This is a genomic window from Dendronalium phyllosphericum CENA369, from assembly GCF_016056275.1.
GTDB classification, from domain to species: Bacteria; Cyanobacteriota; Cyanobacteriia; order Cyanobacteriales; family Nostocaceae; genus Dendronalium; species Dendronalium phyllosphericum.
Window position 1 is genome coordinate 1 of record NZ_JAECZA010000276.1, and the last position, 20,529, is coordinate 20,529.

Annotated in this window: 19 protein-coding genes and 1 pseudogene; 5 read left to right on the top strand and 15 right to left on the bottom strand. The window is 40.6% G+C overall.

The features are described from left to right. From I8752_RS30335 to I8752_RS30345, 3 genes and pseudogenes are all read right to left on the bottom strand, one after another. Positions 1-244 (bottom strand): annotated as a pseudogene (locus tag I8752_RS30335) (IS701 family transposase); the annotation flags it as partial. Positions 245-379: 135 nt separating this feature from the next. Next, a complete protein-coding gene (locus I8752_RS30340) occupies positions 380-1,444 on the bottom strand; it encodes a cyanophycinase (RefSeq protein WP_214435903.1) in 1,065 nt (354 codons plus the stop codon). Positions 1,445-1,600: 156 nt separating this feature from the next. Continuing rightward, positions 1,601-2,449, bottom strand: a complete 849-nt coding sequence (locus I8752_RS30345; protein ID WP_214435904.1) for a hypothetical protein — start codon at positions 2,447-2,449, stop codon at positions 1,601-1,603. Between I8752_RS30345 and I8752_RS30350 the strand changes: the two genes are divergently transcribed. Then, positions 2,439-3,266, top strand: a complete 828-nt coding sequence (locus I8752_RS30350) for a M4 family metallopeptidase (protein WP_214435905.1) — start codon at positions 2,439-2,441, stop codon at positions 3,264-3,266. The genes I8752_RS30345 and I8752_RS30350 overlap by 11 nt on opposite strands. A 210-nt stretch (positions 3,267-3,476) precedes the next feature. After that, positions 3,477-3,740 (top strand): protealysin inhibitor emfourin, encoded by a 264-nt coding sequence (locus tag I8752_RS30355; RefSeq protein WP_404827131.1) that lies wholly within the window; start codon positions 3,477-3,479, stop codon positions 3,738-3,740. A 34-nt stretch (positions 3,741-3,774) separates the two neighbouring features. Here I8752_RS30355 and I8752_RS38245 read toward each other — a convergent pair whose 3' ends face one another. From I8752_RS38245 to I8752_RS30410, 4 genes are all read right to left on the bottom strand, one after another. Further along, positions 3,775-3,900 (bottom strand): hypothetical protein, encoded by a 126-nt coding sequence (locus I8752_RS38245; protein ID WP_263986626.1) that lies wholly within the window; start codon positions 3,898-3,900, stop codon positions 3,775-3,777. Positions 3,901-3,953: 53 nt separating this feature from the next. Next, entirely contained in the window at positions 3,954-5,336 is a 1,383-nt protein-coding gene (locus tag I8752_RS30360) for an IS701 family transposase (RefSeq protein ID WP_214435907.1), read from the bottom strand. A 254-nt stretch (positions 5,337-5,590) separates the two neighbouring features. Continuing rightward, on the bottom strand, positions 5,591-9,958 hold the full coding sequence (locus I8752_RS37740; RefSeq protein WP_225896005.1) for an ELWxxDGT repeat protein: 4,368 nt from the start codon (positions 9,956-9,958) through the stop codon (positions 5,591-5,593). Between the two features lie 508 nt (positions 9,959-10,466). Further along, positions 10,467-11,006, bottom strand: coding sequence for a DUF3592 domain-containing protein (locus I8752_RS30410; RefSeq protein WP_214435908.1), 540 nt, complete (start codon positions 11,004-11,006; stop codon positions 10,467-10,469). A 386-nt stretch (positions 11,007-11,392) separates the two neighbouring features. On the opposite strand from I8752_RS30410, the gene I8752_RS30415 reads away from it, so the two are divergent. The 3 genes from I8752_RS30415 to I8752_RS30425 all read left to right on the top strand — a co-directional run bounded on the left by I8752_RS30415 (position 11,393) and on the right by I8752_RS30425 (position 12,823). After that, positions 11,393-11,887 (top strand): helix-turn-helix domain-containing protein, encoded by a 495-nt coding sequence (locus I8752_RS30415; protein WP_214435909.1) that lies wholly within the window; start codon positions 11,393-11,395, stop codon positions 11,885-11,887. A gap of 48 nt (positions 11,888-11,935) precedes the next feature. Continuing rightward, positions 11,936-12,451 (top strand): IS630 family transposase, encoded by a 516-nt coding sequence (locus I8752_RS30420; RefSeq protein WP_214435957.1) that lies wholly within the window; start codon positions 11,936-11,938, stop codon positions 12,449-12,451. 66 nt (positions 12,452-12,517) lie between these two features. Further along, on the top strand, positions 12,518-12,823 hold the full coding sequence (locus I8752_RS30425) for a cupin domain-containing protein (protein ID WP_318780913.1): 306 nt from the start codon (positions 12,518-12,520) through the stop codon (positions 12,821-12,823). Between the two features lie 142 nt (positions 12,824-12,965). Here I8752_RS30425 and I8752_RS30430 read toward each other — a convergent pair whose 3' ends face one another. The 8 genes from I8752_RS30430 to I8752_RS30465 all read right to left on the bottom strand — a co-directional run bounded on the left by I8752_RS30430 (position 12,966) and on the right by I8752_RS30465 (position 20,506). Beyond that, a complete protein-coding gene (locus I8752_RS30430) occupies positions 12,966-13,355 on the bottom strand; it encodes an MAPEG family protein (protein ID WP_214435910.1) in 390 nt (129 codons plus the stop codon). 191 nt (positions 13,356-13,546) lie between these two features. Beyond that, positions 13,547-14,194, bottom strand: a complete 648-nt coding sequence (locus I8752_RS30435; RefSeq protein ID WP_214435911.1) for a PEP-CTERM sorting domain-containing protein — start codon at positions 14,192-14,194, stop codon at positions 13,547-13,549. A gap of 499 nt (positions 14,195-14,693) precedes the next feature. Continuing rightward, positions 14,694-15,152 carry a PaaI family thioesterase gene (locus I8752_RS30440; protein ID WP_214435912.1) on the bottom strand — a complete coding sequence of 153 codons (459 nt, stop codon included), beginning with the start codon at positions 15,150-15,152 and terminating at the stop codon, positions 14,694-14,696. Between the two features lie 42 nt (positions 15,153-15,194). Then, positions 15,195-16,232, bottom strand: a complete 1,038-nt coding sequence (locus tag I8752_RS30445) for an acyl-CoA desaturase (protein WP_225896006.1) — start codon at positions 16,230-16,232, stop codon at positions 15,195-15,197. Between the two features lie 21 nt (positions 16,233-16,253). Next, positions 16,254-17,966 (bottom strand): fatty acyl-AMP ligase, encoded by a 1,713-nt coding sequence (locus I8752_RS30450; protein WP_214435914.1) that lies wholly within the window; start codon positions 17,964-17,966, stop codon positions 16,254-16,256. Between the two features lie 112 nt (positions 17,967-18,078). Then, on the bottom strand, positions 18,079-19,299 hold the full coding sequence (locus tag I8752_RS30455; protein WP_214435915.1) for a cytochrome P450: 1,221 nt from the start codon (positions 19,297-19,299) through the stop codon (positions 18,079-18,081). A gap of 56 nt (positions 19,300-19,355) precedes the next feature. Next, on the bottom strand, positions 19,356-20,225 hold the full coding sequence (locus tag I8752_RS30460; protein WP_214435916.1) for an SAM-dependent methyltransferase: 870 nt from the start codon (positions 20,223-20,225) through the stop codon (positions 19,356-19,358). An 11-nt stretch (positions 20,226-20,236) separates the two neighbouring features. Continuing rightward, positions 20,237-20,506 (bottom strand): acyl carrier protein, encoded by a 270-nt coding sequence (locus I8752_RS30465; protein WP_214435917.1) that lies wholly within the window; start codon positions 20,504-20,506, stop codon positions 20,237-20,239. Between the last annotated feature and the right edge of the window lie 23 nt (positions 20,507-20,529).

Consider the following 20,529-nt stretch of genomic DNA (forward strand, 5'->3'; position numbering starts at 1 on the left):
AATCTGAATTCGCTATAAAATGATGTAATGATTGAGCTGAGTTTATACTTACAGCTTTTGCTATCTCTGGTAATGATTTTCTTTTAATTGCTGACATTATCCCTAGGTGTAAATATTTGAAGCACTCATAATTCCTTACTTCTTTAAATAGCTCTTTATACTCTGCACAATATTCATCTATGATCGTAACTGTTGGGTGAGGATCTCTTGCCAAATGTTTGAGGATTTGTAATTCTACATCCATTGCTCTACTTACCTTCCAGAGCTTTTTCTTCTATTCCTTTTATTCAGAATACTCGGAAAGTGACAGAAGAGGGGTATTCATGCTCAACTCCTTTAAGTATATAGTTTTGCTTGAACAAGTTTAGTTTTTTACCTATCAGAGAGTGAAAGACTGAACTTGATTTCTCTTGAAACCAGAAATTCCTCCAGTGGTAAACCAGTATTCCCAACTTCCACCTGAAGCAATTGACCAATTATTGAGGTCAAAGTGTCCACTACCTTCTGGAGTTCCTGAAATTTTATAGACTTTAACAGCTTGTCCATTATTATTCCAAATTAAAGGCAAATCTGGTTTTAATTGTTCTGGCGCTGCACCATTAGTTTGTAAAAAATAGGCATCTTGCCCTTTAGTTGTGCCATTGCCAAATACTTGAGCAATTCCTTTTTCATCAATGGCAACAAATGCACCTTCTTCTAAGCCAATAGCATAAACTGGAATTTGATGATTTTTTTCATGGAAAACTCTAGCTAGAAATCCAAAAATTCTTCCGTATCTTGGTTCAGGATGCTCTTTGTCAATCCGGTCTAAGTGCGTGTCTGTAATTACATTTTTGAGAATTGGAACTTTAATGAAGTCGCTGTAATAAATATCCTTTGTATTGTGGTGGAAGGGATTATTCAAAATTTCTGAACTTAGCACACCTTGATGAACAGGTGCATAATAATAGTCGCCGAGAATAGCCATACCAGCACTGGTTCCAGCAATCGGCACTTTTTTTTGATTAATCAAGTAGTTGATTGCTTCTTCTACACCTGAGCCTTCCCAGTAATCTTCATAATCATTTTGATTTCCACCCGCTATAAATAGAGCATCAGCATCGCGGATGTATTGTAGAACTTTTGGATGATTAGCAGCTTCTCGGCTGTTAATAGCAAGTTCAGCAGATGAACTGACAAAATCTCGATAATTATCGCAAATCCAAGCAGCCTGTCTGCCAATCCTTGGTAAGCGCAGAACTAAATAATCTCCTCTATCTAATAGTTTGAGAAACCATCGTGTAGCTGAATCTTCTCCAGATGTTTCTCCTTCTGCACCGCCAATCAACAGAATACAAGGAGTTGGTTGTGGAGAGTTACTATTGACTCTTCCGCATTCACGCAGATAATCAAAGTTATCAATATCTGCTGCTACTAATACAGGGGTGCTGAATGCTTTAATCATAAATATCACATTTGCTTAAATCCAGTTATGGCTTTTAGCCCAGAATTATTGTTTTTGATTATTCAAAATAAGAATTTTCAAGTCTCAAAAATTGGCGAAGTATTGATAACAAAATTTTTTATACTTTCTTTCCGAACTTCGGGCAGACTCTAGCAATTATTCCAGAATGCAGTGAGCAAAGATATCTCGGTTGACAGTTGTATTTTCCTTAACAAAATAGGAACCGTGAGCGCAAGATAGCCTATAGCCAAACCACTCTAATAGACAACCTGTCGGCTGAAGTCCCAGATTTTCCTGGGTAATCTCGAACATATCTCCTAACATCCCGCCAACCAGATCCCCTTGTGCATCAAGGTTAATCCATTTATTCACCATAGAGGGTCGGCGACCATCTTGATTTTGTGGGCGCAAAGAGGCGCGTACTGGCCCAATGGATAACGCACTGCCCACAGTAAAGAAGTTGGAGACTTGTCCCTGTAAAGATTGTTCAGCCTCAAGTCCTCGTAACCCTTCGTAGGCAACTACAGTACCCCAACTGTGGGAAATGATGTCGATTTGATTGTTACTGCCAAGGAGTGGTTTCACAGTATCGGTAAAGCGATTAATGATTTGTTGGCGCATTTCGCTGCTCAACATATAGATAAGAAAGTCATCAATTCCCAAAATTGCACTAGGTTCTATGACACGAGTCTGCATTGCTAGAGATACCTGGCGACCACCGCCAGTTTTTGCGGCTATCTCTTGTCGCTGTCTATCTTCTAATATTGCTAGAATCTCTCGCTTTAATTGCTCCTTTTGTGTAGTATCAACCATATCTACAGCAGTGGATGCATTAACTAAATCACTCCACAATACTTCTCTACGGGTATCACCAAGGTTGCCATCCTCGAAAACTTTCCGAATATAAGGTTGTAATGCTTGCCACCAACTGTTAGAATATCCATGTTGATGCTGGCTAATCCCATGCACATAGACAAGATAACGGTTTTTAGTTATGCTTGCCAATTTGGTGCGGAAAGAAGGCGATCCACCATCTCAAGATGAAGCTGTAAATGAAGCCTACGATTACTCTGGTGATGTCTATGATTTCTACAAAGAAGTATTCAACAGAGATTCACTAGATGATGCTGGATACCCCTTAATTTCCAGCGTCCATGTTGGTGATTCCTTTGGAGGCCCCATGTCCAATGCCTTTTTCAATGGTCGGCAGATGGCCTATGGTGACGGAGATGGAAAATTATTTGTTAGGTTTACAAAGTCACTTGACGTTGTGGGTCACGAACTGACTCATGGCGTAGTCAGTCGGACTAGTAATCTGGAATATTTCGGCGAATCTGGCGCATTGAATGAGAGTTTTGCTGATGTCATGGGTAGCTTAGTTACTCAATGGAAGAATCACCAGACCGCTGACCAAGCTGACTGGTACATAGGTAACGAGATACTTGGCTCAGAGGCGAAAATTAAGTGTCTCCGCACCCTTAAAGGAGAAAAGGCTTACGAGAACGATCCAGTTTTCGGCACAGATCCCCAGCCAAAACACTACAAAGATTTGTACACTGGTTCTCGCGATCGAAACGGAGTCCATATTAACTCAGGTATTCCTAACCACGTTTTCTATCAATTAGCCATGACGATTGGAGGCTATGCTTGGAAGAAAGCAGGTCAGATATGGTACAAGACGATGCTGGCCTTGAACACTAAGAGTGATATGAAGGATGCAGCAAAACAAAGTTATATACAAGCTGGTAGTCTATTCGGTAACAATAGCCTTGAGCAACAAGCTGTTAAAAAATCTTGGGACGTAGTTGGACTTCCGGTGTAGATAGTGTAGAAAATAACTTTGTTATTGAGCAAAAACTGTTCTGAAGTGATGAATATCTTCTGAGCAGTTTTTAGCTATTGATATTAATTGGTTTCATCCTTCTCTTTGCCATTAATCTAAAATTAATTTTAAATAATAATCACTATTCACGGAGGATTTTGTCATCAGGTGAAAATAACTTTTTACGAATCAGGGGAATATCCAGGTTGGGTGAAGGGTTGCGAGGTCGATACAGACACAATGAGCAAAGAAGAAGCCGAGCACCTACGATTGCTTGTGGATCAAAGTGGGATATTGCGCTCTCAAGAACTTCAGTCGTTAAGTAGTGAAGGAGCAGACATGCTCACTTACGAAATCAAGGTGGAAATCGACAATACATTGTACAATTTTATCTTTGATCGGAATAACTTGCCCGCTCAGTTCATTCCTCTGTTGAAATATCTACATGACCGTGCAAAGATAGTACCCCCTTAGATATAGCATCTACATACTAATCTTTTAGTTCGGACTACTGATAACTACTTGCTTGACGGGTAAACATGAGATGATATTCTCCGCCTCTTGCGATTAATTCCGCATGGCTGCCTGTTTCTATAATCTTGCCATTTTCTAAAACGATAATTTGGTCTGCCAATTTAGCCCTCTTCTGTCACTTTCCGGAGTAAGTAAGTAGTAAATAAACGTAAACTATCCAGAAGCATAAGACGGTTTAAATTGATTCATTGCACTAATTAAATGATTGAATCCTAGGAATAAATCGGAATTAGGAAAGATATCTAGCCAGGGGTAAATCAACCAAAATAAGAAGAGCGGTTGGAGAAGAAGACGAAGATTATTTAAAGTATTCTTCCATCCGCTCTCATTGTTCCATAGTTTATGATTAGAAAAATCAACATCACTATCTTCTTTTATCCCTGTTGGGATTTTACCAGATTGACTTAAAGCTAAAAAAGGTTGAGAATTTAAACTAATCATTGTGTAAACAGAAAAAATAATTTCCCACCACCTCTCAATATCCTGGAAATTAGTAAAACGATAATCTGTCCAACCCAACTCCTGTTTACACTGCCGAAAACCAGATTCTACCCATGTTCTTAATCCATATAAGTCCCCTAAAGTCTTTTTCAAATTTCCTTGAAGATTCGTCATAATGAACGAAGTTGAATTTTCAGGCATAGTTTCTGGGTCAGTAGTTACTTCCCAGTAAGTTATGGCTCTTCTTTTACCATAAATTATTTCTCGGATATATCTAGTTTCTGATTTTTGATTACTAAATGTTCTGGAGAATTTGCACCATTTATTAGCCCTAACCCTCTGGTTGGCTGGTAGCCAGACTCCATGATTACTTCTAATTGCTACAACATAACCGAGGTTGTATTCAGTTAATTTTTGAATGAATTGGCTACTTTCACCCTTCGGGTTCGCAGTCGCTTCAAGTCGGCAAAGCCGCCCAACGCGCTGCTCACCATATAAACTATCAGCTAGTACCAATTCCATATTAAAGCCTGATTCAATTAATTCTGTAATAATTTCTGAAGCTAACTCTATTTTGGTTTTGTATTTATCTGACTCTTTTAACGTCCCTTTAGGTTTAAATATTTTTACAATTAATGGAAATGTTATATTACAATAAACTCCATAAGCATTGACTGTAACTATCCCATTATCTATTTTTCCTACACTACCTAAATATTGTCTTGCTACATAATCTGTTTTTTTACCTTTTTTCCTATCTCCTGTTTCATCTATTACTACCGTAATGGCATTTCCATCTAGTACTCTCTTAATTTTATTTAGTCTTCGGATTTTTAACTCATTTACTGACCAATCTGAATTAGCTATAAAATGATGTAATGACTGTGCAGAGTTTATACTCACAACTTTAGCTATTTCTGGTAATGATTTTCTTTTTATTGGTGAAATTATTCCTAAGTGTAAATATTTGAAGCACTCATAATTTCTTACTTCTTTGAATAAGTCTTTATACTCTGCACAATATCCATCTACGATCGCAACTGTTGGGTGGGCATCTCTTGCCAAATGTTTTAGGATCTGTAATTCTACATCCATTGCCCTGCTTACCTTCCAGAGTTTTTTCTTTTAATCCTTTTATTAAGAATACTCGGAAAGTGACAGAAGAGGGGTATATTTAGAGTAACTAAAAATTTTCTGCAATTGAAATAAAATTTTTAAAAGACGACATTTTACAGATGCGACCGCGCAATAGAGATGCACAGCATTGGCTTTCAAAAGCATTGAGTTCCTGGGGCTGTGGCAAATAAAAGTAAGAAATTTTACAAGTCACCTGAAAAAGGCTTGTACTGCTAGAAAACAAAGCTATTGGAGTTGTTGAGTGCTTGCGGAGTTACGTTGTCTAACTCAATAAAGTTTCTAAAAATCGCATTACTACCATAATACCCATTAACAACTGGGCCATCGCGGTCAATTTGCACAATAGTACTATTAGAATTGCTACCTTGTACTAGTCGTACAAAACCATCAGCTATGGCATCGCTGCCGTTATAGCCATTGTAATAAACATCATTCGCAAGGCTATCGAGCAGACTAGTCAGCACAATTTGGTCGCTACCAACAGTAAAATCAGCAATGCGCTGACCGACTTCACGAATATTAGTGTAAACAAATTCATCATTCCCCGTCCCGCCTCTAATCGTTTTGCTACCAGTACCACCTGTAATGCGGTCATTGCCAGCAGTACCAATTAAAGGGTCACGGCTACCATTACCGTTGATGATATTAAATTTGTCGAAGATTGTTACACTAGCAGCACTAGAAGATGTATTTATATCGTAGTCGTCTTGCTCAGAGAGTGTGAGAGTCACAGTTTCGCTACCTTCTGCTAAACCATCATTTATGGGGTTGATGTCGATATCTACAGAAGATTGACCAACACCAAAACTAGCAATACCAGTAAGCTGGGTATAATCGCTGCCATTGGTAGCAGTACCAGCAATGGTATATTTGACAGCTAAGGCAGTATCAAATTGACCAGTACGGCTGATACGGAAGCTGGCTGAGTCGTCTCCATCTTCCGCAGCGTTGGCATCGGCAGCAGTAATACTGACTACAGGGATGAATTGAGCGAGGTTAGTGTTCAATGCCCATAATTGATAATCATTGATGCCGTCATTAGCAGTGAAAAATAAAGTACCGTCAATGTTTGTCAAGTTGTAGGGTCTAGAACCACCAGCACCTGACTTGATATCTGCAACCAGGATGGTGCCTTCAGTTGTGCCATCACTTCTCCACAATTCTGTACCATGTGTTTCATCGTAAGCACTAAAATATAAGGTGCCGTTGACGTTTGTCAGATAGTTGGGGTTAGAATTACCAGCTCCTGGATTAATGTCTTTAACCAGAACAGTACCCTCTGTAGTGCCATCGCTTTTCCACAATTCTTTACCGTGGATGCCATCACTAATGGTGAAATAGAGCGTGTCATTGACGTTAGTCAGGTTGTAAAGTGGGGAATCATCAATTGTTCCTCGGTTGATGTCTTTGAGCAGGACAGTGCCTTCAGTTGTGCCATCACTTTTCCACACTTGTCTACCGTTAATGCCGTCGTCAGCAATGAAATATAAAGTACCGTTGACGTTGATACCATCAGGAATGCCGTAACCATCAGACTGAAAGTTAATGTCTTTAACCACCAGAGTCCCAGTCTCTGTACCATCGCTTCTCCACAATTGACCAATATTAGTGCCCCGACCAAAAAAATAGAAGATGTTGTTGACATTTATACTGGAGGAAATATAGTAATTATTATCATTAACACCTATGTTCTTAACTAAAATGGTGCCCTGTGCGTTGCCATCACTTTTCCATAATTCCTTACTTCTAAAAAAATAGAGAGTGCCGTTAACATTGGTCAGATTGTAGAGTTCAGAACTATCAGACACTGGATCGATATCTTTAACCAAGACAGTACCCTCTGTAGTGCCATCACTTTTCCACAAATTGTTATTGTCGGTAGTGAAATACAGAGTACTGTTGACGTTTGTCAGATTTGAAGCATAGATATTTTTGAGTGGGACAGTACCGTCTTCTGTACCATCGCTTTTCCACAACTTGCCGTCGGCGATGACATAGATAGTGCCGTTGATACCAATCAGATTTGAAGCTGAAGGAAAGATACCTTTAAGCAGGACTGTGCCTTCAGTGGTGCCATCACTCTTCCACTCATAATCGATATTACCGAAATTATCGTTAGTATTGAAATAGAGAACACCACCAACATTTGTAAAGTGGCCAAAATAACTCTGTAGACTCCGAACTACAATTGTAGGAGTAATGTATTTTACTAAATATGGTTGAGCTACCACTGCGGTATTAGTGTCGTCGGCAACGATCGCAGCAGCTGCAATATTAGATGTATCTACGGCATATGTCTGCTGTTTAAACAAAGTCAGAGTTACTGTTTCACTGCCCTCACTGAAGATATCATTTATGGGAGCGATCGCAATATCTACAAAAGATTGACCCGCAGCAATGGTAACAGTACCAGTCAATTGATTGTAGTCGATGTCGTTGGTAGCAGTACCAGCAATGGTATATTTGACATCTAGAGCATTATTGGTATCGCCGATACGGCTGATGCGGAAGATGGCTGACTGATTATCAACTTCACTGGCATTGCTATTGATGGTATTTATACTGATGATAGGGCTGGTTATGGTTGGGTTAGTGTCCAATGCCCATAACTCTCGACCGTGGATGCCATCGTCAGCAGTGAAATAGAGAATGCCACCAATGCTGGTCAGGTTCAAGGGGTTAGAGGAGTTGGGGGAATCACCATCACTATACTTCGTAACACCAGGGTAGATGTCTTTAACTAGTACGGTACCCTCAGTGGTGCCATCGCTTTTCCACAATTCTTTACCGTGGATGCCTTCGTTAGCACTAAAATAGAGTTCGCCGTTAACGTTTATTAGTTCAGAGATACCGGAACCACCAGAGCCTGGGTTAATATCTTTGACTAGGACAGTACCCTCAGTGGTGCCATCGGTTTTCCACAATTCTGTGCCGTGGATGCCATCGTTAGCACTAAAATAAAGTACGCCGTTGAAGTTTATGAGGTTGGAGGGAGAGGAAGGACTAGACCCTGGGTTAATGTCTTTGACCAAAGTAGTTCCCTGTGCTGTACCATCACTCTTCCACAACTCCTCAGCAGAGAAATACAAAATGCCATTAACAATAACATAATCTGTATTATTTGTGGAAAAGGGATCGTCAGAAGGTTCTTCTGGAAGTATGTCTTTGAGTAATACAGTACCTTGTTCTGTACCATCGCTCTTCCACAAACCAATGCGGTCATTGTAGCGACTAAAGAAGTAAAGTGTATTATTGACGTTAAGCAGTTGGGGCGATCGTATGTAATAGTCTTCAAAACCACCAAACTTAATATCTTTGATTAAAACAGTACCATCAGTAGTGCCATCACTCTTCCACAACTCATTATCGATGATGTCGCTTTCATAGTCATTATAAGTACTAACAATGAAATAGAGCGTACCATTAATATTGATCGATGAACTGATATTAAAATTCGTCCGCTCAGGGTAAAGTTCTTTGACTAAAACAGAGCCTTCTTCTGTACCATCACTTTTCCACAAGCTAATATCCTTAGGCTTGTCGTCATTTTTAGTATTATAAAGACTAAAATAAACAACACCATTAACATTTGTTAGCGAGCCAACACTAATACCATTACGCTCATAGGAGTTGACATCATTACCATAGTTAATTCCTTTGACTAAGACAGTGCCAGCATTTGTACCATCACTCTTCCACAATTTTAGTTTGCCTGAACCACTGTCACCATTAAGTAACGTACCATCATCAGCAGTAAAATAGAGGATATCGTTGACATTGGTTAAGTCTAAGAAAGAAGAATAATAATTAAAATAACCAAATTCTTCATCATCGCTACCCCTGTAGACATCTTTGACTAGGACAGTGCCAATTGCACTGCCATCACTCTTCCAAAGTTCTCCTCCACCTCCTTCACCTATACCGTGAACGCCATCCTCAGCAGTGAAATAGAGGATACCATTGACATTTTTCAAGCGGTAGGGTTCAGAACCATCACTACCAGGGAAGATGTCCTTAACTAGATACGGTTCAGCCAGCACTGCTGCATATGCTGCCAATGTTGCAGGAGTAAAAGCAACAGCGGCAGTAGTACTTGCCGTTCTCACCTCCAGTTTCCAGTTTCCCCCTTTTGCCGCACTGCCTGTCTTGTCATCTGATGCAAACACAACAGCCCCAGTCAGTTCGCTTAGTTGCTGCACAAACGCCCTGCCTAACTGAGTTTGAGCAACATCGCAACCATACAGTAATATCTGTGCATCAGTACCCAAAGCTTCGGCCCAATTTATTAATTGTCCAGCATAATGATTCAGGGTTTGTTGCCCTAGTTGAGTATTACCCAAGTACATTTGTCCTGGTGCGCCGTGGGAGACAATATGCAAACTGGTGATTTCAGATTTAGTTGCTAGCAATTCACTGATTTGTTCTACTCCATCACGCTGGGTATTTAAGATGAAAACTTCTGTATCAGGGAGTACACCCGCTACTAAGCTTTGATAGTCTTCAACTGTAGGGTCAATGAATACCAAACGGCTTGAAAGGCTTTGTCTATTGAGTAATTGCAGTATTTGAGTATTTTCCATGACGGTTTTTCAATTAGGGATAAAATAATTAATTAATATCGTTTTTATGACAGGAGTCAAACTTTTTTTAAATAGCAATTTTTAATTTCAGCGAGCTATACTTCGCCGATTTTTTAAAACTTCTCTGAATAAGGGTTTTAGACTATGGCTTTAAACCAGTTCAAAAACCTGAAACCCTACTTTTTGAGTGAGGAACTTAGCTTTTTCGTCTAGCTACAACTCCCTAATTTGGGCGAAGTATTGATTGATATGAATCAACTCAAATTTCTTAACTAAACTAATGGATTTGTCTTAATTTCGAGACAAAACTTTCTTAATAAAACTTTACTAGACAGCAACCTGCTATCAGTTAATCTGCTCGTATCTCAGTACTTAAAATAAATGATCCGTACTGAAAAAGCAATGTCAAAATATTGAGGTGTAAAAGTTTTATTCCTAATTTACATAGATAAAGGAATGATGAAGAGACTGGCATTATTCTTCATTTAAATAAAGGTACTGGGGTTAGCTAGTGGTAGCGAGGTAGAAGCGTCACCTGTAAGGCTTGTCTGAGGATATCTCTCCCATCACAAGAGCAAACATACTTATTGTGCAGCGACAATATCCCGATTAAGAGAAAAATTAAAGAAAACACTCCATAGCCCCAAAGCCTGACGTGAAGTGGAGTGTCAGAATTGATCCTTGCCTGAGTAGGTACGCTGGGGTCATACCGCACCTGAACGGTTTTCTTCTTACAATCGAGTTGGCTTGAACAAGCGCTACTGGTGGTAAAATCGACCGATTTACCTTGATGGGTTTGAAACTCGACTGTTGAAATATATTTTGTCTTGGAACTTAGTGGAGTAATCCCACCACCGAAATATTCCTTTTCCTCCCTCGTTTTAATAACAGTTCCAGTTGCAGAAATTCCATTAGCTTCAAACGCAACCTCAGATCGATAGTATGAGGGATACTGAAATAAAAGTACTCCACCAGCACAGGCAAAAAAAACTCCCAATGCCTTCATACAGAACAGATCGACTGGATTAACTGGGCGTACAGCGCTCATACCTTACCTCTGTTGGGTTGCACTCATCGGTTTGCAGCCTCTTTTAGTATAAGCTCCTAGTACAAAGTATGTATCGTAGGGTTAGGCGACATCACGCCCAGAATAGCGATCGCTTGTATCAACCTGAATTCAATATTAAGTGACGAAAGAAAAAGGAACTGGGGATTGGGTATTGGGTTACAAATCGCTCATATTCTGGTGGGGCTTTGACCCACCACCAAATTTCATCGAAATTTTTCACAGACCCAGTAGCCAAGCTTTGCAATAGAGATGCACAGCATTGGCGCTGAAAACTGTTAATACGGCTCGGCTGTGATACCAATTCTGTATGAAGATGCGCCAAACTACGTCAAACTTTATAGATGGGTGCATTTAGTAATTGTGTTATGAGTCGTCCATTCAAAATCGAGATTTCAGAAAGCCTTGAAGAATTGGAGAAAGCTCTCAGACATGTCACACAGGCAAGCAGCAAAGAAAGATTACAAATGCTCTATTGGCTTAAGAGTGGTCAAGTGAGCAGCAGGCGTAAGCTTGCAGAACGTTTAGGACGTGATGAAGCAACCATAACTCGTTGGGTGAGGAAGTCTAAAGATGAAGGAACAAGGGGCTTGCTAGAAGTCAAACATGCACCCGGAAAAGTTGCGAGCATCACTGGAGAGGACTTAGAACGCTTGAAAAAGCGGTTGCAGGAGCCATCTGGGTTTACTAGCTACGGTCAAATTCAACAATGGCTCAAGAGCGAATTAGGGCTTTCACTTGCCTACAAAACAGTCTATGAAATTGTTCGCCAGCGTTTGGGTGCGAAGTTAAAAGTGCCTCGTCCTCAAAGCATCAAACAACACCCACAAAGTCTATCTCACTTTAAAAAAAACTGCCTTTAGCATTCAAATTCTTACAGGAGGAATTTGGAGAGGGGAAACGATTAAGGTATTTGTGCGCTTGTTGAAACACGTTTAGGATTAAAGACAATTGCAGGACGTTTAATTACAGCTAGAGGGATTAAACCTGTGGGTTTGAGCCAATGGCAACGTGAAAATTTTTATTTATACGGAGTTGTAGAACCCCTAAGTGGATACAGCTTTTTCTATGAGTTCCCCTACCTTAATAGTGATTGTTTTCAACAGTTTTTGGAGTTGCTATCTGCTGATCTTGGTGATGATATCGCGGTTATCCAATTCGATCAAGGATCTTTCCACAAAGCCAAAGCTCTCAATATCCCAGATAACATTATCCCAATTTTTCAACCTCCTCACTCTCCTGAACTCAACCCAATTGAGCGATTTTGGGAATTTCTCAAATCTCAACTCCAATGGGAAAATTGTAAAACTCTCACACAACTACAGCACAAGTTAACTGATGTCCTCAAAGAAATTACACCTTCCATGATTGCCTCTCTCACTTCTTACGACTTTATTCTTGAAGCTTTATTTAGCGCAGCTTCATAAAGAATTGGTATAAGTGGTTATCCAACTAACGAGCGAAAGCAGATTCTTGAACTTGTACGCTATACCATCGCACCGAGAACAAAACTGCCTACTCATACTCATCCGGGAATGCAGATTGAACGAGTAGAAGCGGGAACTTTAACTTATACTGTTGTCAAAGGAGAGGCTAGAGTAACTAAAGCTAACAGTACAGAATTAATTCTTAAAACAGGAAAAACCGTACTACTCACGGTGGGTGATTCTCTGGTTGAACCTGCCGGAATGGTTCATTATGGAGAAAACCAGACAAATAAACCAGTCATTCTTTTGTCTGCTTCTCTATTTAATGCAAATCAACCAAAAGCTATTTTAACCATTCCTGAAAACAAATAAATGAGAAATTTCGACTTTTATCAAAGGCTTACTCATTAGTATTTGAGTTGAATGCTTTACAGTCGGCGCTTTGAACTCTATGTTGTGATATCCCTCAAATAACGACTTCCCGCCACAGCCTCTTCCCCTAACGGTGTCCAAATTAAAAGATCGTTACCCAAATAATGCCAATAAGTGAACCTAGGAGTAATACTAGACTGCTTATAGAACTGATGACAAAACCAATGATCCGCCTCTTAGCAGCTTGATAATATCCCCAAGCGTATGCAATTCGTCCTATCAACCAGATCGCACCAAGTACCGTTCCCCACAATGGACTAACATAGAGAGAAAATAACCATAACACAGGTAAAAATAAAACTAACTGTTCTAGAGTATTTTGCTGGACTCGTAGCACTCTTTCAAAGTCTTGATTTCCAATCATCTGAGGAGCAGGCACGTTGTATTTGACTCTATATCTAGTGACATTAATCGTGAGAACAAAGTATAACAGCAGTGCCAAAACAGTTATCAGACTAACTAAAGGTGACATATTAAAATCCTGACAAATCAAAAAATTAGCTACCGCTTTGCAATTAGATAAGTATGAAAAAATGAAATCTGTATTATTCTCCATGAATACTAACTGCAAACAAGGTTGACGGTGCGATGATGTAGTGATTTAAGAGATGAAAATCCGGATTTAGCAAAGGTTCACCAGCAAAAATCACTACTTTCACAACATTACCAGGATGGTTTCCACCGAGATTTCATCAAGCAACCTATTGCACCAACAGCAATAATTCCAGCTATTGCCGTTGGTTCGGGAACAGAAGCCAAACTAATAGTAGCTTTACCTGTACCAGTAGTTTGAACGCACTGGCTCGAAGAGGGACAAATCGTAACTACTTCTGACTCGATCTGACCAAGGAAAGTAGAGGTATTTAACGGACTTGTGACTCTCCATCGCACTTCAAAGAAAGTCTGTATCCCCGCAAAAGGAGAAGAACCACTGACTATCCCTTGACCCGTCACATCAGCTATTAAATCTTGCCCATCAACCCTATATGAACCTGTTTCAAAAGGAGCAATAGGAACTGATTGTAGTCCCAAAGTCTTCAAAAGTGGAAAATCAAGTAAGAAGTTGAGATTAAAAATAGTTTGCTTGGTGTCCGTATTGAAGGTGGCTACACTTAGTAAATTGGGGTTTTGGCTTGCAGAAATTACCCCAGTAGGAATTTCTCGACCACCAATTGGTAAATTAACTGAATTGAAAGTGCCATTAAAATCAGAAAAAGTCTGTTTAATAGTAGCAGCTGATGCTGATTTAGATACTACAGCAAATAGTATAGTTACCGAGGCAAGGCAGAAAATAGTTTTTTGGACAGACATACTAACCTGTTACTTAGATTTATTTTTTGGTTGACAACTGACAAAATTCTGAGATTGAGTATATAGCAATCTCAAATCATCAATAAACACTTTCTGTTACCTGTTCACAAATCTCATTAGACTACTAAGGATAATTTGAGAAATTGTGCTGACAGTGGAGCGATACAATAATCCTTGTAAAGCAGCCAGTTTTAATCAATCAAATTCTTAACTGATTTAGCAAAAATTGCGGTTCTTCCACTTCAGGGGAGTGGTCTGCTTTTTGAATATATACTTCCTCAGAATCAAGAGTTAACTAGCGAGTCAGACTTTTATCAGTGTGTGCATGAGAACCATTTGTGAGTAAATGATGGTATTGTCAGGCAGTTTTCGTCACTGAAAAAACCTGCCTTGACATACCTTGGGTAACTTTTTCAGTCAATCAATTCAAGTCTTAGCATTCGCCTAATCGACTTGATCTGAAGCGATCGCCAATGCCAATGGCGATCGCTTTGTGGGATCAACCGTAGGGGGTGACGGTAGCTAAACCAGTAGCCACAAGGTTTTCTTTATTCCCTTTCACCGAAAATACATCAGCCCTAGTGATGACTTGGCTAAAGGTAGATTTAATCACATAACCTCTAGCAATCAACTTTTCTCCAACCGCAGGGGCGATAAAGTTCAGCTTGTATTCAGCAGTAACAACATCACCGACTTTAGAAGCTGCTGCCCAACAACAGGCACTATCAATTAAAAAGCCAATCACAGCCCCGTGGGTAAAACCATTATGCTGCTTTAATTCCTCTCGCATAGAAACGATTAATTCAGCAAAACCATCTTCACAAGCAGTAATTTCTGTGTTCATCCAGACTGTAAAGGGAGATGTCTGAATGGCTTCTCGTAGGGAAACAATATTAGCGGGAGTTCTGATTTTAGCAGCAGGTTTGTTGAGTTTTTTGGTCTCGATCGTAGCGTCCATAAGTTAAGAAAGTCCTGAAATTATGCAATTATGAGAAATAAATCAACCAACAATTTCGGGATGAAACCGTTTCGCTTTTACTTGTTCTGGAGTTGGCCGTTTAACATTTGTAGCCCAACCGAGTTTTTCCAACAAGCTAATAAATGATCCACTGGGATCTATTTGCCACCAATCAATGTTGAGTAGGGCAGAACCTGGAAAAGCATGATGATTGTTGTGCCAAGCTAGTCCTAAAGTGGGAATAGCTAGAAACCAAATGTTACCACTGTGACTGTTAGCTTGGTCGATAAAGGGACGAGTACCGAACAGGTGACAGCCTGCGCGAATAATCAAATCTCCCATCAGGGTCATTACGCAAAATCTGAAACATCCCCCCCAGAGAAAAGCAGTCCATGCACCAGCAGCAGTCCCGGTAAAGAGAAAACCTAGTAAAGCTGGCAGGAGGAATGAGGACAAAACGATAGCATAAAAATAGTTATCGATCGTCACCATTGCTGGTTCAGCGAGTACATCCTTGGCATATCGTTCGGGTGAAGCAATTTGGTTAGTTTTGGAGTTATACTTCCAGCCAAAAAATGAGTGCCAGATATTTCTGCTTCGAGACAAAGGTTTTTCAGGTGCGATGTAATGAGGGGTATGAGGATCGCCTTCTCGATCTGCATAGATGTGATGACGACGATGATAAGCCACATACTCAAGAATGGGTGCTTCACCAGTCATTGAACCAGCCAATGCCAAAAGAATCCGTAGGGGTTTGACTACTTTATAGCTTTTATGAGCAAATAGTCTGTGCATTCCTGCTTCTCCTGCCAAACCCACAAGGTTAAACATGAAAAGCAAAATTCCCAGGTCAACCCAACTAATGCCTTGATGCCCAAAAGAAGCGATCGCCGCAATTGCACCAACAACACTGATTATGTCAATGGTAGGATACCACGCATATCTAATCCATTTCCTCATTCCCGACAGGGGTGTATATTGAACATGGCGACGATCTATTTCTGCGGGTTGGAAAACTTCTGTTACTTCTGTAACTGAATACTGCTCCGGGATTTCAGCTAAATAGCTTGTTTGTTGCATAGTCATAAACTTTGTTACTCTTTAGATACTTTCAGTGACTGTTTCGAGGGTTTCCAGTTGTTGCAGTAGATACAGCAACTTGGTACGCTGCCGTTGAATTTTGCCACTGGTAGTTCTGGGAATTCTATTTGACGGCAGGAGTACAGTATCATGTACTGTCAGTTGATAATGGTTATAAACAGCAGTCTGAACGGCTTGTTTAATTTCATCTGCGTAGCGATCGATTTGCTGTACAAACTGGCGAACTACTTCGCTCACCACCACCAGTTTTTGAGCATAAGTGCCAGCGATAGAAAACACAGCACAATTAACTTCACTAAAAGCAGGGTGAGACAGTTTCACTGTTTCCTCAATATCTTGAGGGTAATAATTTTTACCATCAATTACGATCAAATCTTTGAGCCGCCCTGTAATATAGAGTCGCTGCTGAGAATCTAGAAAGCCTAAATCTCCAGTCCGTAAAAATCTCAATCCATCACTATAAACGAATGTTTCCTGATTTTTATCGGGTTGTTGCCAGTAACCGCGCGTAATGCTCGGCCCGGCAATCCAAATTTCTCCAATGTGATGAGAAGGACATTCTTTTAAAGTTTGAGGATTGACGATCCGTAAGGACAATTCTGGCATTACCTGACCATTGCTCACCACCGTGCGGGTATTGCCTTTGTGCTGGGACGCATCCGCATCCAGGACTTCATCGCCGCTACAAGGGATAGTCAAAGCCAAAGGTTCTTCAGATTTATCTGTACCGCTAACGATTAGAGTCGCTTCTGCCAAACCATAACAAGGTAAAAAGGCAGATTTTCTAAAGCCGTAAGGAGCAAAGGTATTGCTAAAATGTTCTAGAGTCTGGAGTTTGATATGTTCAGCCCCGTTGTAGGCTACATCCCAAGAGGATAAGGATAGGTCTGCCAACGACGCGGGATCTGTGCGTTGGATACAGAGATCGTAGGCAAAATTAGGCCCCCCTGTAGTTGTCACCTTTTTATCTGAGATCGTTTTCAACCAAAGTTTAGGACGTTGGAGGAAAGTCACCGGAGACATGAAATAACAGGGAAATCCTACATATAAAGGCTGAAAGATACTACCAATCAGTCCCATGTCGTGAAATAGGGGAACCCAAGCTAACCCGATACTGTTGCTACTGTGACCAAAGGTGCGCTGAATCATTTTCTGGTTAGCAATGATATTCTCATGACTGACTATCACTCCTTTAGGAAAAGAGGTAGAGCCAGAGGTATATTGCAAAAAACCAATTTCGTTACTTTGTCGGTCAATTGGGGAGAGAAGAGAGTCTAGAGTTTCCAGAGAGGGAAAAATCTGGATGGGAAGAGATGCGCTTAAGCCCTCTTTATCAAATAAGTCTCGGACGCTGGCATCAGTTACGATTAAACTGGCATCGCAATCAGTAAAAATCCGTTGATAGTGTTCGCAGTTATGTTTGCGGTTGGGTGAACTGAGAGGAACGGGAATGCGGTTGGTGTACAGACAAGCGAAAAAGGTAATAACAAATTCAGGACTGGTGGGTAACTGAATAGCGACGCGATCGCCACTTGCTGTTTTGTCGGTTAACCATGTCGCTAACTGTTGGACTGCTGTTAATAAACTTGCATAGGTGAGACGAGCATATTCCCGACCTCTAGTATCAAGAAAGTAATAGAGGGGGCGATCGCCTTGATTCTTGGCTCGCAAGAGCAATTTGTCAATCAAACTATTTAAATGACGAGAACTCATTGGTTTTCTTCCCGAAATTCAAGGAGTAGCAATAGTGTGTAGTTAAGCCCTTATCCTGCCGAAATAGATAGAGGTGAAAGGGCTAAAACCATTGAAATTTTGTCAGTATTAATTAACTGGCAGGAATGAAACTCACTGGTAAATAGGTTAAAGTACGGGTGATAAAACCCTCTGGATGCCAACGATAATCACCAGCACCAAATCTTATTTCCTGTACGTGTTCGCAGAGGTAAGTGAATAGAAGTTGACCTTCTAGTCGGGCGATCATTTGCCCCAAGCAATTGTGTATGCCATGTCCGAAAGCAATTTGAGCCGCAGCATCTCGTGTGATATCAAAGGTATCAGCATTGTCAAATCGATCCTCATCGCGGTTGGCAGAAGCTAGACACAGAAGCATTTTTTCCCCTTTGCGAATGGTATGAGAGCCAACTTGTAGGTCACTGACTGCTAGGCGTACAGTTTGCTGTAAGGGTGGATCGAAGCGCAAGATTTCATTGATGACTTGTTTACTAGTAGCTTTTCCCTCTCGGAAGATTTGCCACTGTTCGGGGTGTTGCATAAAGGCTAGAACTCCATTAGTGAGCAATCCTTTGGAGGTTTCGTGACCAGCAACGTAGGTCATCACACAGGCTATACCCAGTTCACTGTCTGAGAGTCGATCTTCTCCGACTCTGGCTTGAATCAATCTACTGAGTAAATCGTCTCCCAAATGAGTTTTGCGGTAGTCAATGATTTCTTGAAAAATAGCCAGGCAAGATTGTAAATCTTGCTCAATGCGACGGATACGCATTCTGGTCAACAAACTCGGTTCTAAGATAGAACGAACGCGGTGGATATATTCATCGATAGTCTTAATGTACTCTTGGGGAATGCCTAGCAAATGGGAAAGAGTATACAAGGGTATTTGATGGGCAATCTGAGCGAAATCAAAACTTTCTTCTGGAATTTTTGGAGCAACTAACTCTGCAATTAGCTGCTGAACGTGGGCGGTGTGGGCGTTGATATTAGTGTTACTGAAAGCTTGTCCTGCCAATCGGCGCAAGCGTGCATGATCTGGGGGATCGGTAAAGACGATCGCCCCTTTGCCTAATTCCACTAAACCGGGAATATCACCAACCTTTTGCTGCACTACGTACTGGGGAATATAGTTAACGCTGACCGCATCCGAGTTCAACACTTGGATAATATCTTGATATTTGGTCATGACCCACATATCTAAGGTATTGTGAATCGGATTTTGTTGGCGCAATCCTTGATAGGTGGTGTAAGGATCTTCCCGAAAACCGGGTGCAAAGGGGTTAAACTTAACGGGAGGCTGAGGGGTGGCGATCATTATTGAGACATGACTCCTTGTTAGTAGATAAAAGTAGCTATCTGAATCATCCAGTTTTATTTAGCTAAGGATTGCATTTCAAAACGCAGGAGTAAGATTTGTCCGAAGTAAAAACCTGCAACTGCTAACTTGAGATACTGTTCGTATTTCAGATAGAGTTCTTCACCAAATTGCTCTACAATCAGCAATTTTTGACGGCGGAGATTTTTCAGCCACAAATCGCAAGTTTTACCATAATGGAGGCGATCGTTACGGTAGGTTTTGACCTCAAATAACCCATCCGATGCCATAAAAATCTCACCAGGACGAGGTAATTCGGAATCAGGAAAAATCTCTGTTTGGGTGAAGACATTTTTATCTTCGGCATTTAACGACCCATAAGCGATCGTCTGCAAGGATAGTTTACCTTTAGGTTTTAACCACTTTTGACAACGGCTGAAAAACTCTCGATAGACACTTATTTTTTCTTCCAACGAGGCTTCTGGTTGGGCAAAATGTTCAAAAGCACCTATAGAGACGATCGCATCATAAGGATCTGTTGGCTGATGGACAATCCAACTCTCTTCGCGGACTTGGATATTAGGGATATTGAGAGCGCGGATATGTAGATATTGATTGTGGCTCAACGTCAAACCCGTAGCATGATTCTGGGGATTTGAGTTGATATGACGTTGCATTAATGCTCCCCAGCCACAACCAATATCTAATAGTCTTTTGCCGATTGTTGCACCTGAAGCATTCAGATGCCAATCAATTTTTTGCTGTTGGGCTGTTTCTAGGTCGTCATCCAAAGAGGGAGAATCCCATAAACCAGAAGAGTAAGTCAAACTAGAATCTAGCCAGAGGGTGTAAAAGTCGTTGCTGACATCGTAGTGGTGCTGGATAGCTGCGGCACTACCGCCCCGATTACTAATACTTGCTACCATCTTAAGCACTCCTAAGCGACATTTTCTAAAGTGTTTTCTTCTTGTGCCATTTCGGCTAGATAGGTAGAAACTTGAGCAATTGTATTGAACTCAAAAAATAGAGAAGGACTTAGCTCAAAACCTAACCATTCTTCTAAATCTCCTACGAGAGAAACGGCTGCTGAAGAATTGAGTCCAAACCGTTCAAATTCATAGTTCTCATCAACTTGTTCTGGCTCTACTTCGAGGATCTCTGCTAAGTAGATTTTGATCCATTGGCTAATTTGTTGTTGAGTCTTCATGACATCTCCTGATTTAAATTGCT

Coding starts and splice junctions, on each gene's coding strand:
- I8752_RS30360 (WP_214435907.1), bottom strand. CDS start 5,336: ATGGATGTAGAATTACAGATCCTAAAACATTTGGCAAGAGATGCCCAC.
- I8752_RS30435 (WP_214435911.1), bottom strand. CDS start 14,194: ATGTCTGTCCAAAAAACTATTTTCTGCCTTGCCTCGGTAACTATACTA.
- I8752_RS37740 (WP_225896005.1), bottom strand. CDS start 9,958: ATGGAAAATACTCAAATACTGCAATTACTCAATAGACAAAGCCTTTCA.
- I8752_RS30460 (WP_214435916.1), bottom strand. CDS start 20,225: ATGGTAGCAAGTATTAGTAATCGGGGCGGTAGTGCCGCAGCTATCCAG.
- I8752_RS30415 (WP_214435909.1), top strand. CDS start 11,393: ATGAGTCGTCCATTCAAAATCGAGATTTCAGAAAGCCTTGAAGAATTG.
- I8752_RS30340 (WP_214435903.1), bottom strand. CDS start 1,444: ATGATTAAAGCATTCAGCACCCCTGTATTAGTAGCAGCAGATATTGAT.
- I8752_RS30445 (WP_225896006.1), bottom strand. CDS start 16,232: ATGCAACAAACAAGCTATTTAGCTGAAATCCCGGAGCAGTATTCAGTT.
- I8752_RS30350 (WP_214435905.1), top strand. CDS start 2,439: ATGCTTGCCAATTTGGTGCGGAAAGAAGGCGATCCACCATCTCAAGAT.
- I8752_RS30465 (WP_214435917.1), bottom strand. CDS start 20,506: ATGAAGACTCAACAACAAATTAGCCAATGGATCAAAATCTACTTAGCA.
- I8752_RS30410 (WP_214435908.1), bottom strand. CDS start 11,006: ATGAGCGCTGTACGCCCAGTTAATCCAGTCGATCTGTTCTGTATGAAG.
- I8752_RS30450 (WP_214435914.1), bottom strand. CDS start 17,966: ATGAGTTCTCGTCATTTAAATAGTTTGATTGACAAATTGCTCTTGCGA.
- I8752_RS30440 (WP_214435912.1), bottom strand. CDS start 15,152: ATGGACGCTACGATCGAGACCAAAAAACTCAACAAACCTGCTGCTAAA.
- I8752_RS30455 (WP_214435915.1), bottom strand. CDS start 19,299: ATGATCGCCACCCCTCAGCCTCCCGTTAAGTTTAACCCCTTTGCACCC.
- I8752_RS30430 (WP_214435910.1), bottom strand. CDS start 13,355: ATGTCACCTTTAGTTAGTCTGATAACTGTTTTGGCACTGCTGTTATAC.